Source organism: Cellulosimicrobium cellulans, from assembly GCF_016921195.1.
Taxonomy (GTDB): domain Bacteria; phylum Actinomycetota; class Actinomycetes; order Actinomycetales; family Cellulomonadaceae; genus Cellulosimicrobium; species Cellulosimicrobium cellulans_F.
Genome location: NZ_JAFGYF010000016.1, coordinates 45,127 through 58,551, shown reverse-complemented (window position 1 = coordinate 58,551; position 13,425 = coordinate 45,127). Strand labels below are relative to the sequence as shown.

Here is a 13,425-nt window from a genome sequence, read left to right as displayed (position 1 = left end):
CTCCACGAGTACAACCACCACCGTCCCCACACCGCCTGCGGGAACAAGCCACCCATCACACGCTTGACCAACCTGTCCGGTCAGTACAGCTAGAGCAGGTACCGACGGCGGCGGCGGGATCGCCAGCCATGCCGTCCCGTCCCAGTAGCGCTCGACCCCGTCGGGTCCGGGGTACCACCCGGCCGGCGTGGCGTCGGATCGTTCAGAGTCCAACGTGACCTCCGAGCTCGGGCGTCGCCGCGTGATCGAGTGCAGTAATCCTCGCACCTTTGCGCGGTCTTGCTGCGCGTTCTTATGGGTGATCTTTGATTTCTCACGATGGCCCGACGGGTGGGTGACGACGACGTCCTGAACTCCGCAAGGCCGGCTGATCTGCGACCGATCAGCCTGACGCCGTGGCCCACAGGAAGTGGTACGGCGTCGTGATCGTGGCGGTGCTCGTCGCGGTGCGGCGGCAGGTCTGGTCCGCGGCATCTGGCAGAACGGTCCGCGCTGGTCGTGGAAGCTCGCGGACCTGGACCGGTACGAGCTGCACCTCGGCGGGGTTGACGACGTCGAGAAGGGGGGTCGTCGCGGTTGACGATGACTCGGTGGTCGTGCGACACGCGACCGGGGCTCGACTTCTTGGTGCCGACACCCGGGAACGTGGGCCAGAAGTGCTTTCGGTTCCCCCTGGACGACCCGGACGCCGTCCCGTCGGATGACCTGCCCCTGAGCAGCGGCGACGGCGTGTCGGCGCCCGCCCCTAGCATCGGCCCCACCAGCAGCGACGACGTGACGGCGAGGTAGAGGGTGCTCGAGAAGGTCAAGGGTCTGTTCCGGCGTGACGAGGAGCAGGCGGGAGGTGGCCGCCCGAGCGCTCGGCTCGTCGACGCGCTGAAGGTGCTCGCCGTCGAGTCGCCCGGGCTCGCGGACCGCGCGGTCGCCTACGTGCACCGGGGCGAGAGGCCGGAGGTCCTGTTGGAGCTCGAGGCGCTGCGCGGCGGTGACGTCGAGGCGCTGCTGGGGCGGCCGGGTCAGTCGGGCGTCTACTCGTGGACGACGCCCGCGCAGGACGACCGGCTCAAGGCCGCGGTGCCGGGCTGGACGTCCGCGAAGGCCGTCACGGCCCGGTCCAACCTCTACACGCTGAGCGACTCGGTGACGATCCCCGAGCTCGTGCGGCTCGGCCGGGTGCTCAGCGCCGTGTCGTCGGAGGTCGACCGCGAGCGCACCACCGACCCCCGCTGGCTCACGGTGCTGGTCAACGACATGTCGCGGCGCGCGAGCGACCGCCGCAGGGGCAAGAATGGGAAGGGCGCGCCGGACCGCTGGACGCCGGACCTGCTGCTGGCGCTCGCGGTCGAGGGCGGCGTACCGGAGGCGGACGCGACGGCGGTCGTGCTGCGCGAGCTCTTCGAGCGCCCGACGTCGGCGGGCTGGGCTTCGCGGCACCTCGGCCCGGCGCTCCTCGGCGCCCCGGCGCGCGAGTTCGTGGTCGCGCACGTCGACGTCGCGACGCAGGCGCTGCCGGGCGTGAGCGCGGCCGGCCGGACGGAGCTGGTCGAGCTCGTCGCGGGCGACGCGGAAGCGACGGACGCGCTCGCCCCGCTGTTGGCGCGGCTTGCGGCGGACACGAGCAAGGGGGTCCGCGAGGCGGCGGTCGCCGCAGTCGCGCAGCTCCCCGGTGAGCGCCAGCGCGAGATCCTCACCCCGCTCCTCACGGTCCTCGCGCCGGCCCGGCTCGGGGCGGTCGTGACGCGTCTCGCGGAGGTCGACGGCGGGCTGGCCGACCTCGAGCAGGCCGCCGAGCAGTCGACCGGGGCACGCGCAACGCTCCTGCGCGACACGGTCGAGCGCGCCCGCGTGCTCGACGCCGCGCGGGACGACGAGCCCGAGATCGACGTGCCGCCCTTCGAGCCGCTGCCGGAGACGGTTCTCGGCGACGAGTTCGTGCAGGCCGCGCGGGCCGCGATCGACACCGCCCTCGAACGGGCCCGAGCCGAGCAGGCGGCACACCCCGGCAGGAAGGACGACGACGGGTGGCCGCGGTGGCGGCGCCTGGCCGTCGAGCAGGACCTCAAGGAGCTGCCCGGCATCACCGACGAGGACCTCCGGGTCTTCGCGGCGTTCCTGTCCGGGACGAGCACCCGTCGTCCCGGCGGCGTCGCGATGCGCCGGCTGTCGGCACCGGGCGTCTTCTCGCGCCTCCCTGGCGTCACCCTGCTGCACCGGCTGCGGCTGCAGGCGAACGAGGCGCGCGGCCACAGCGAGCGGTTCGGCTGGCACCGGCTCAACGAGGGCGACATGCTCGACGTCGACCTGCGCGTCCTCGACGAGGCGCTGCGGCGCATCGGTCGCGACGACGCCGAGGCGCTGATCGACCAGCTGTACTTCTCGTCGTGGTGGGCGACCGACACGGTGACGCCCGAGAACGCGTGGCCGTACTACGCGGGTCGGCTCGACCGGCTCGCCGCGGCGCTCGACGACCGTGAGCGCACCTACGGCACCACCAAACCTGCCCGGGCGCTCGCGGTCCTCGCGCAGCTCCCGCACGTCCCGCGCCGGTTCCTGCCGCGACTGACCGAGCTCGCGCTCGGCGAGGGCCGCACCTACCGCGCAACGGCGCAGGAGGCGCTGAGCACCCACCCCGGCGTGCGGGGACTGGCCGAGCAGGGGCTCGCGAACGGCCGGTCGGAGGTGCGCCGGACCGCGGCGGAGTGGCTCGCCCGGCTCGGTGACGCGGGCGCGGTCCCCGCACTGCGGGCCGCTCTCGCGAAGGAGCGCAGCGAGGTCGTCCGGGCGGCGCTCCTCACCTCCCTCGAGAGCCTCGGCGAGGACATCTCGGTCGACCTCGCACCGGCGGCGCTGCTCGCCGAGGCGACCAAGGGCCTGCGCGCCAAGGCCCCGGTGAGCATGGCGTGGTTCGACCTGGGCTCCCTGCCCGACGCGCGCTGGGCCGCGGACGGTTCACCGGTGGACCCCGCGATCCTGCGCTGGTGGGTCGTGCTCGCGGTCAAGCTCAAGGACCCGAGCGGTGCCGGGCTCCTCGAGCGGTACCTCTCCCTCCTCCAGGAGGAGGACCGCGCTCGGCTCGGTGCGCACGTCCTCAGCTCCTGGGTCGCGCAGGACACGCGCAACCCGTCGCCGCAGGAGAGCGACGCGTACGCCGCCGCGGGGGCACAGCTGCGCTACGACCAGTACCAGGCGTGGGCCAAGCGTTCGCCGGAGTACTACTCGGTCGAGGCATCCAAGACGGTCGAGGACCACCACCGCGACCTCTACCGGGAGCACCAGGCGACCTACCTCGGCTCGGCGGTCAAGGACAAGGGCATGCTCGCGCTCACCGTCGCGATGCCGGGCGGCGAGCTCGCCGCGACGTTCCAGCGCTACGCGAAGGCGCACGTCGGTCGCCGGGCGCAGACCGAGGCGCTCGTCCACGCGCTCGCGGCGAACGGGCAGCCTGCGGCGATCCAGGAGCTCCTGGCGGTCTCGCGCCGCTTCCGGCAGGCGACGGTGCAGGAGACGGCGCAGCGCCTCGCGGCCGAGCTCGCGGACCGGCGCGGCTGGACCGCCGACCAGCTCGCGGACCGGACCGTGCAGACGGCGGGCTTCGAGGACGACGGCCTGCTCCACCTCGACCTCGGGTCGCGCGAGTACGTAGGGCGCATCACGCCCGCGTTCACGCTCGAGCTCACGAGCGACGCGGGCAAGGTCGTCAAGGCGCTCCCGGCCGCGCGGGCGCAGGACGACCCCGAGCTCGTCGCGGCCGCGAAGAAGCAGCTCACCGCGAGCCGCAGAGAGCTCAAGGCGGTCGTCACGCTCCAGACGCAGCGGCTCTACGAGGCGATGTGCGTGGGCCGCACCTGGACCGCGCAGGAGTGGCAGGAGTACCTGCTCGGTCACCCGGTGATGTCGCGGCTCGTCGAGCGGCTCGTGTGGGTCGAGAACCCTGGCACGGACGAGGCTCGCCCGTTCCGTCCCGACGGCGGCGCGCTCGTCGACGCGGACGACGAGGACGTCGAGCTCGGCGAGGGTTCGACGGTCGGTCTCGCCCACGCGGTGCTGCTCGGTCCGGAAGCCACGGCCGCGTGGGCGGCACACCTCACGGACTACGAGGTCACCCCGCTCTTCGCGCAGCTCGACGTCGCGACGCCGGACGTCCCGGCGGGCGCGACGGCGATCGACGACCACAAGGGCTGGTTCTCCGACAGCTTCTCCATCCGGGGGCGCGCCACCAAGCGCGGCTACACGCGCTCGCAGGCGGAGGACGCCGGGTGGTTCAGCGCGTACACGAAGTCGTTCGCGAGCGCGGGGATCGTCGTGCAGATCGAGTTCACGGGGTCGTTCGTCCCGGAGGAGAACATCGCGGCCGCGGTGACCGCGCTGACGTTCGAGCGGACCGGCCGCGGGTCGGGTCGCGGGACCGCGCGGATCGCGGACCTCCCGCCCGTGCTCGTCGCGGAGGCGTACCGCGACTACGTCGCCGTCGCCGAGGCGGGCGCCTTCGACCCCGACTGGGAGCGCAAGAGCCAGTACTGACCGTCCCGGTCGGCCCGCACCAGGGCCGACCGGTACGGCGCGGTGCGGGCGCCGGGTGGCGGCGCCCGCACCGCCCGTCGTGTGGGACGCGGCTCCTACGCTGACCTGCAGGACCACGGGCACGGCGCCCGCGACCCGACGAAGGAGGAGCCCGGGTGACGAGCACGACGACCGGTGATGCGCAGGTCGCGGCCGGAGGACCGGGCGAGCTGCGGCCGCCCGCCGAGGTCCGGTACGCCGACGAGCTCGCGGCGCTCGCCGAGGCGGACGCGCGGCGCGGCGCCGACGTCCCGCCCGGATGGCGCCTGAGCCCCCGCGCGGTCCGCGCGTTCGTCGTGGGCGACGCCGAGCTGGGCGTGAGCCGCAAGTTCTTCGGCGACGACCCGCTCGTCGACCGCGCGGTCGTGTCGCTGCTGGGCCGCCAGGGACTCATGCTCGTCGGCGAGCCGGGCACCGCGAAGTCGCTCCTGTCCGAGCTGCTCGCCGCCGCCGCGAGCGGCACCTCGACCCTCACGGTCCAGGGCACCGCGGGCACGAGCGAGGACCACGTGCGCTACTCGTGGAACTACGCCCTGCTCATCGCCGAGGGACCGAGCGAGCGCTCGCTCGTCCCCTCGCCGGTCTACCGGGCGATGGAGAGCGGGCGGATCGCGCGGTTCGAGGAGATCACGCGCTGTGCGCCCGAGATCCAGGACACCCTCGTGTCCGTGCTCTCGGAGAAGCAGCTCATGGTCCCCGAGCTCGGCGCCGACGCGCGCGTCGCGGCCCGTCCCGGCTTCAACGTGCTCGCGACGGCGAACCTGCGCGACCGCGGCGTCCACGAGATGTCGGCGGCGCTCAAGCGTCGCTTCAACTTCGAGACCGTCGGGCCCATCCGGGACCGCGCGTTCGAGATGGAGCTCGTCGAGAGCCGGCTCACGGCCGAGCTCGGCCCGGCCTCGGAGCGTCCGCGGCTCGACCGCGACGTGCTCGAGGTGCTCGTCACGGTCTTCCAGGACCTGCGCACGGGCACGACGGCGAGCGGCGCCCCGGTCAAGCGGCCCGAGACGGTGATGTCGACGGCCGAGGCCGTGAACGTCGCGGTCGCGGCGTCGCTCGAGGCGCGGTACCTGGGCGACGGCACGGTCACCGCGGGCCAGGTCGCGCGCCAGGTGGGCGGCGTCGCGCTCAAGGGCGACGAGGAGGACGCGCGCCGGCTGCGGCACTACGTCGACAACGTCGTGCGTGAGCGCGCGCGGTCCGACGCGCGCTGGAAGGACTTCCTCACCGCGGCGGGCGACCTGTGGCGCTAGGCCTGCGCGCGGCGTGGGACGCCGCGCCGCCCCGGCTGCGGCAGGCGGTGCAGGACCTGGTCACCCTCCGCGAGCGCGACGGCGTGCACCTGGTCGGCGTGCGCCACCACAGCCCGGCGTGCGCGGTCGCCGTGGCCGCCCTGATCGAGGAGGTCTGGCCCGCCGTCGTGCTCGTCGAGGGGCCGGAGGAGTACACGCGGCTCCTGCCCGCGCTGCTCGACGAGCGCACGGTCCCGCCGGTCGCCGTCCTCAGCCTCGCCGGCGATCCCACGGGCGCGGCGAGAGGCGGCACGCGCGGCGCCGGGTTCTACCCGCTCGCGCGGTACTCGCCCGAGTGGGTCGCGCTCCGGGCGGGGCACGCTCTCGGCGCCGAGCTCGCGTTCGTCGACTCGCCGTGGGCGGCGCGGGCCTCGGGGGAGGAGGACGGGCCCGACGACCCGACCGCGCGTACCGTCCTCGCCGAGCGGCACCTCGCGCACTCGCGCACCGTCGCCCGCCTCGCGGAGCGCCTCGGGTGCCGCGACCACGACGAGCTGTGGGACCACCTGTTCGAGGCGCGGGACACCGCGCGCCTGCGCGACTGGCGCGAGCTCACCGACGACGTGTTCGCGTGGGCGGCGCTCGCGCGCCTGGACTACGAGGACGAGGTGCTCGTCGCGGACGGGTCCCTCGACCGGGAGGCGCGCATGTCGGCGCGCGTCGCCGAGCACGCGGCGCGCGCGGACGGGCCGGTCGTCGTCGTGACGGGCGCGTTCCACACGCTGCCCCTCGTCGAGGCGCTCACCGGGAGCGCGCACGGCGAGGCGGTCGTCGCGCGTCGCCCGGCCGGCGGCTACGGAGGCCTGGCCGACGCCCCCGCGTGGCTCGTGCGGTACGACGACGAGCGGCTCGACGCGCTGCGTGGGTACGGCGCCGGCATGCCGACCCCGGGGTACTACGACCGGCTCTGGGCCGCCCACCACGACGCGGGCGGTCCCGCGGGCGCGGCGAACGGCGTCCTCGTGGACGTCGGGCGTGGGGCGAGCGCGCGTGGTGCGCTCGTGAGCGTCGCGCAGTCCCAGGCCGCCGTCGAGCACGCCCACCGGCTCGCGGCGCTGCGTGGACGGCCGTGGCCGTGCCGCACGGACCTGCTCGACGCGATCACGTCCTGCTACGTCAGGGACCCCGACGACCTCGACGCCGCGGGTGACCGGCCGCTCGGGCTCGCGGTCGCGGAGGTGTTCGCCGGGCACGCGCTCGGCGACGTGCCGCCCGGTGGCGCGGCCCCGCCGCTCGTGGAGGAGGCACGCTCGCGCGCGCGGGCGCTGCGCCTGGAGGTGTCCGACTCCGTGCCGCGCACCGCGCGGCTCCATGCGCGACGCAGGTCCGCGCACCGCGATCGCCGCCGGTTCCTCGCGCTGTGCGCGTTCCTCGATCTTGGCTTCGCGCGCCGCGTCTCCGGCCCCGACCACGTCGCCGGGCGCGGGCTCGGCCTCGTCCTCGAGGAGTGGGAGTACGCGTGGACGCCGCTCGTCGAGGCGCGGCTCGTCGAGCTGTCGCACCGTGGCGCGACGCTCGAGGCGGTCGCCGTGGCGCTGCTCGACGACGCGCGCGACCGGGCGCGCGAGGAGCGGTCGAGCGACGCGGTGGCGCGGCTCGTCGCGCAGTGCGTCGTCGTGGGCCTGCCCGACCGGCTGCCCCCGCTCGTCGCGCTCGTCCGCTCCACGCTCGACGTCGACCCGTCCCTCGCCTCGGTGGTGGGCGGCATGCGGCGCCTCGTGGGGCTCTGGCGCGCCCGCGCCGAGCTCGAGCTCGGCGAGCACTCCGTGGCCCTGCTCGACCTCGCGGAGCAGGGCCTCGCCACCGCGGCCTACCTCGTGCCCGACCTCGCGGCCGCCGACGAGGCGACGCAGGACGACGCGCTGTCGAACCTCGTCGCGCTGCGCTCCCTGGTCCGAGACCTGCGCGACGCAGGTCGTGACGGAGCCGGCTCGGCGGCGGAGTCCGTCGCCCGGGCGCTCGTGCAGGTCCGCGAGGACGAGGACGCGTCGCCCGCGGTGCGCGGCGCGCTCACGGCGTTCGCCGCCGTCGACGGCGAGCTCGACGACGAGCCGGGCAGCGACGGCCTCGTCACGCGTATTCGGGCGCACCTCGCGCCGGGCGCGGACCCGGTGGCGGCGACGGCGTTCCTCGGCGGCGTGATGCGTGCCGCGCCCGACCTCCTGCTCCACACCCCCGAGATGTTCGACGCGGTCGACGACGGGCTCCGCGGCCTGGACGAGGCCGCGTTCCGTGCCGTGCTGCCGGACCTGCGGCGGGCGTTCACATGGCTGCGGTCGACGGAGACGCACCGGCTCGCGGAGCGCGTCGCGGCACGGACGGGGACGAGCGCCGCCGCGCTGGACCGGCACGTCGACGTGACCGAGGACGACCTGCGCGCGGGGCTGCTCGTCGAGCGCGAGCTCGTCGCGGTGCTGGAGCGCGACGGCCTCGGGGCCTGGGCGCGCGGGGGAGCGTCGTGACGGCCGCGAGTGCCGGCACGGCGGACCAGCCGGCCGCGACGTCGAGCGGGACCCCGCGCCACGGGCTCGGGCCTGCCGTGGGAGGGCCTGCCCGGAGCCGCGCGGACGACGACGAGGTCGCGCGCCGGTGGCGGCTCGTGCTCGGCCGCTACGCGGGCGACGCGTTGCCCGTCTCGCCGCAGGACCAGCGCCTCGACCGGACGCTCGGCCACCTGTACGACCGCGAGTACACCGCCCGTGGGCACCGGCACGGCGACGGCGACGACTCCCGCGCCGGGCGCGGCGGCGGCGGGCGAGGGGGCTCGGTCGTGGCGGGCCTGGACTGGCTCGAGTCGGCACGTGAGCTGTTCCCGCGCGAGACGTTCGAGCGCATGCAGGTCGAGGCCGTGGGCCGGTACGGGATGACGGAGCTGCTCGCGGACCCGCGCGCCGTCGACGCGGTCGAGCCCAGCACGGAGCTGGCCTCTGCGCTGCTGCGCGCCCGGGGTCGGCTCGGGCCCGGCGTGCAGGACGGCCTCAAGCGGCTCGTCGCGCGCGTCGTGGAGGACGTCGTGCGGCGCCTGCGCCCGCGCTTCGAGACCGCCGTGGACGGGCGTCGCGACCGGACGCGCCGCTCGTTCGTGCGCTCGAGCCGCACGTTCGACGCGGCCGCGACCGTGCGCGCGAACCTCGGACGCTGGGACCCGGAGCGGCGCCGCCTGCTCGTCACGGACCTCCGGTTCTCGGCCCGGCGACGGCGCGCGCTGTCGTACGACGTGGTCCTGCTCGTCGACCAGTCCGGCTCGATGGCCTCGTCCGTGCTGTACAGCGCGGTGAGCGCCGGCATCCTCGCGGGGCTGCCCGGCATCACGGTGCGGCTGGTGCTGTTCGACACGTCCGTCGTCGACATGTCGCACCTCGCGCACGACCCCGTGACGGTGCTCCTCACGGCGCAGCTCGGCGGCGGCACTGACATCGCCCGTGCGGTGCGCTACGCCGAGCAGCACGTGCGCGACCCGCGCCGGACCGTCGTGGCGCTCGTCACCGACTTCGAGGAGGGCGGCTCGGTGTCGCAGCTCGTGGCGAGCGTCGGGCGGCTGCACACGTCCGGCGTGCGGCTGCTCGGCCTCGCTGCGCTCGACGGTCAGGCGAACCCCGCGTACGACCGCGGCGTCGCCCGTCGGCTCGCGGAGCAGGGCATGGAGATCGCGGCTCTCACGCCGGAGCGGTTCGCCGAGTGGCTGGGGGAGGTGCTCCCGTGAGCGACACCCCGGGGCTCGGCCCGTGGGCGGCGGTGTACGCGGGGTACGACGACGCCGGGCTCGCCACGCTCGCCAACGCCGGCCTGGTCCGTCGCGCGCGCAAGGACGTCGCCGCGGGCAAGGTCGCGGTGGTGGAGCAGCGCGCGGACGGGGCGGTGCTGTCGGTCGGGGGCGCACGCGTCGAGCTCGACGCGCGCGGCCCGGCCGGTGCGCGATGCGCGTGCCCGACGCCGGGCGCGTGCCAGCACGTCGTGGCCGCGTGCCTGTGGGCGCGCGACACGGCGGCCGAGTCGGTGGTAGAGGCGGTGACCGGACACGTGGAGCCGGTCGCGGCGGTCCGCGGCGACCCGGCGGTGACGCGAGGGCCAGCGGGCACTCTCGCCGATGCCGATGCCGATGCCGGTCCCGGCACCGGGTTGCGGGCCGACCCGCTGGGCGAGGTCCTCGCGCTCGACCCGCGCGGGGTACACCGCGCTGCCGGGACCGCCGTCGTGCGCGCGGTCGCGCAGGAGCGGGAGCAGGCTGAGGCGACGACGCGCGGCGGCCCGACGGACGTCACGGTGGACGGTCCCCGCGTGGTGGTCTCCTGGCCCGACGCCCCGCGCGTCACGTACGTCGCGGGGGCCGGGTTCGCCGGGATGTTGGTCGAGCGCGAGCGCACCGGCGTCACGTCCCCGACGGGGCGCGCGTCGGACGACCGGCGGTGGCGTCTGGAGGCGCTCGCCCGGGTCTGGGATGCGCACGGCCGTTCCTGGCCGTGGCCCGAGGAGACGACTGCCCCCGCGCCGCGCGCCGCCGGGGTGCCGGACGCCAGGACGGTCGCGGACGAGGTCGCGGGCGCGGTCGAGCGGGTGCTCGACGTCGGGCTCTCGCACCTCGGCCGCGACGACCTGGAGGAGCTGCGGGGCGCCGGCGTGGTCGCCCGGCTGGGTCGCCGGCCCGCGGTGCAACGGCTCGTCACGTCCGCGCTCGGGCGGCTCGAGGCGCTCGCCGACCGTCGCGACGCCGTGGACGAGGAGGAGTGCCTGCTCGCGCTGGCAGAGCTCTGGGCGTTCGTGCGGGCCGAGCCCGCGCCGGACGCTGCGGCGCCCGACGAGCGCGTGACGGACCTCCCGCACCTCGTCCCTCTCGGGGCGCGCTGGTGGGTCGCGGCGTCGGGCGCACGGGGCGTCACCGTGCACCTGTGGGACGCCGTCGCCGGGGCGACACGGGCGGTCACCACCGGACGGCCGCCCGGCGCCGACCCGACGTTCCGCCGCTCGTGGGACCTCCCGCTCGTCTGGGGCCGCTCCGTCGAGGCGTTGTGCCGCGGCCCGTTCGCTCTGCGCGGGGCGACCGAGCGGGCCGGGGTGCTGCGCCCCGGCGAGGGCCCGGTCGTGGAACCGCTCGGGACGCTGACCGCCGATGCGCTGCGCGACGTCGCCGAGCGGACCGCGGGGACCGACGCACGGGCCGAGGTGGGCTTCGGCCGCCGGCCGGCCGTGGTGCGAGTCGTCATGGTCCGGGACGCGGGCCCCGTCGGCGTCGACGAGGTCGCGCAGGAGATCACCTGGACCCTCGTCGCGGCGGACGGCACGCCGACCGTCGTGCGCGTCGATGCGTCGGACGAGGCGGCCTGCGACGCCCTGCTCGGGGTCGCAGCGGGGAGCCGCCGACTTGTCGCCGTCGCGGTCGAGCACGACCTCGAGACGCGTGGGTCCCAGGCGATCGGCCTGTTCGTCCAGGGCCCCGGGGGAGCGCTCGGGCTCGTCGTGCCGACGCTCACGCCGGCCTACGACCATCGCGCCTGGTCGAGCGCGTGGACCAGGCTGCGTGCTCGCGTCCGCGCGCTGCGCGGGCGAGCCGCGACCCAGGTGCACGAGGTCGCGGCGCCGCCCCCCGTCGAGGACGTCTGCGCCACGGTGCTCGACACCGCCGTGGCGCTCGCGGCGACCGGCCGCCGACACCTCAGCCCTCACCAGCGGGCCGCGCTCGACCGCGCGGCGCGGACCGCGGACGACCTCGGGGCGCCGACCCTCGCGGGTGCGGTCGCGCTCGTCACCCACGAGCCTGACGCCGCGCGCCTCCTGCGCGCGGCGCTCGTCGCCTCGCGGGGTCGCGCCCTGGCGCGGGCCGTGGCCTCGTCCCGCGAGCCCCGGTCGGACCAGCGGGCGGTGCGCGCATGAGCACCTACGCCGTCCACGTCGGGTCGCCCGAGCACGGCCGGGTCGAGCACGTCGTCGACGGCCCCGCGGAGCCCTTCCGCGAGACATGGGACGACACGAACCGGTGGTACCCGCGCCTCCTCGCCGAGGGCCGGCGCGTCGAGCGCTCGCACGACCTGCGCCTGTGCCACGTGGTGCTGCGTCGCTCGCAGCTCGCCGCGGGATCGGTGCTCGCGCGGCGCGACCCGGGGCCGTGGGACGCGCTCGCCGCGGTGCCCGCGGGCCGCGAGCCGACGTCCGCGCCGCGTCCCGTCGGTCTGTTCGAGCTCGGGCCGCAGGACGCGCCGCCTGTCGAGCTCGACACGGTGGCGGAGCTGCGCGACCAGCTCGCCGCGGTCGCGGGCGCCGACGGTCCCGACGGACCAGGGCGGCTCCGGATGCTCCTCGCCGCCGAGTCGGCGGGGGCGCTCGTCGCGGCGGAGATGCACCACGCGGGCGTCCCGTGGCGCGTCGACGTGCACGACGCGATCCTCACGGACGCGCTCGGCCCGCGCCCGCGTCCCGGCGAGCGCCCCGCGCTCATGGAGGACCTCGTCGCGCGCATCCGCACGGCGCTCGACGCGCCGCCGAGCCTCAACCCGGACTCGCACCCGGACCTGCTCAAGGCGTTGCAGTATGCGGGCGTCGGCGTGCGCTCGCTGCGCAAGTGGGAGCTCGAGCGCACGGACCACCCCGTCGTCGAGCCCCTGCTCGAGTACAAGAAGCTCTCGCGGCTCCTCACCGCGAACGGCTGGTCCTGGCTCGACGCCTGGGTCCGCGACGGGCGGTTCCGCACCGAGTACGTCGTGGGTGGCGTCGTCACCGGCCGATGGTCGTCGAGCGGCGGCGGGGCGCTGCAGCTCCCCCAGCAGGTGCGCCGCGCGGTCGTCGCCGACCCGGGCTGGAAGCTCGTCGTCGCGGACGCCGCGCAGCTCGAGCCGCGCGTGCTGGCTGGGCTCGCCCACGACGAGCGCATGGCGGCGGCGGGACGCGGGGGCGACATGTACGCGGGCATCGTCGCCTCGGGAGCGGTCGCGACCCGCGACCACGCGAAGGTCGGGATGCTCGGCGCGATGTACGGAGGCACGACGGGCGACAGCGCGCTCGTCCTGCCGCGGCTCGCGAAGGCGTTCCCCGACGCGATCGGCCTCGTGGAGCGCGCCGCGCAGGCGGGCGAGCGCGGCGAGGTGGTGTCGACCCTCCTCGGTCGCAGCTCCCCACGGCCCGGCGAGTCGTGGCAGGCGGCCCAGGAGGGCGCCTACGCGGTCGAGGAGGGCGGCGCGGACGACGTCGGAAGCAGCCGGACGGGCGCGGACGCGCAGGCCCGCGCCCGGTCGTACACCCGCGCGTGGGGCCGATTCACGCGGAACTTCGTCGTGCAGGGCACGGCGGCCGAGTGGGCGCTGTGCTGGCTCGCCTCGATCCGCCGGCGGCTGTGGGACCTGCCCGTCGCGTCGAACCCGGGCGCCGCGCCCGCGCCGTTCGCCGACCGGGCGCACCTCGTGTTCTTCCTCCACGACGAGGTCGTCGTGCACGCGCCGGCCGAGCTCGCCGAGGCGGTGGCCGACGAAGTCCGTGCGGCCGCGGCGGAGGCGGGGCGCCTCCTCTTCGGGGAGTTCCCGGTCGACTTCCCGCTCACCGTCGCGGTCGTCGACCATTACGCCGAGGCGAAGTGAGGGACGGGCGA

At 76.1% G+C, this 13,425-nt stretch carries 6 protein-coding genes; all 6 read left to right on the top strand.

All coding sequences use genetic code 11. The annotated features are described in order from the left end of the window. Positions 1–792: 792 nt before the first annotated feature. Positions 793–4,521, top strand: coding sequence for a DUF4132 domain-containing protein (locus JN535_RS21675; RefSeq protein ID WP_205207511.1), 3,729 nt, complete (start codon positions 793–795; stop codon positions 4,519–4,521). A 155-nt stretch (positions 4,522–4,676) separates the two neighbouring features. Continuing rightward, positions 4,677–5,813 carry an ATP-binding protein gene (locus tag JN535_RS19735; RefSeq protein ID WP_205207510.1) on the top strand — a complete coding sequence of 379 codons (1,137 nt, stop codon included), beginning with the start codon at positions 4,677–4,679 and terminating at the stop codon, positions 5,811–5,813. After that, entirely contained in the window at positions 5,804–8,314 is a 2,511-nt protein-coding gene (locus tag JN535_RS21055) for a DUF5682 family protein (RefSeq protein WP_307869025.1), read from the top strand. Before JN535_RS19735 ends, JN535_RS21055 begins: the two co-directional genes overlap by 10 nt. After that, the gene (locus JN535_RS21050) at positions 8,311–9,555 is read left to right on the top strand and encodes a VWA domain-containing protein (RefSeq protein ID WP_307869024.1); all 1,245 of its coding nucleotides are present in this window, start codon (positions 8,311–8,313) and stop codon (positions 9,553–9,555) included. The genes JN535_RS21055 and JN535_RS21050 overlap by 4 nt, the downstream gene beginning before the upstream one ends. Beyond that, a complete protein-coding gene (locus tag JN535_RS19725) occupies positions 9,552–11,720 on the top strand; it encodes a hypothetical protein (protein WP_205207508.1) in 2,169 nt (722 codons plus the stop codon). Before JN535_RS21050 ends, JN535_RS19725 begins: the two co-directional genes overlap by 4 nt. After that, positions 11,717–13,414 carry a bifunctional 3'-5' exonuclease/DNA polymerase gene (locus tag JN535_RS19720; protein WP_205207507.1) on the top strand — a complete coding sequence of 566 codons (1,698 nt, stop codon included), beginning with the start codon at positions 11,717–11,719 and terminating at the stop codon, positions 13,412–13,414. Before JN535_RS19725 ends, JN535_RS19720 begins: the two co-directional genes overlap by 4 nt. The last annotated feature ends 11 nt before the right edge of the window (positions 13,415–13,425 follow it).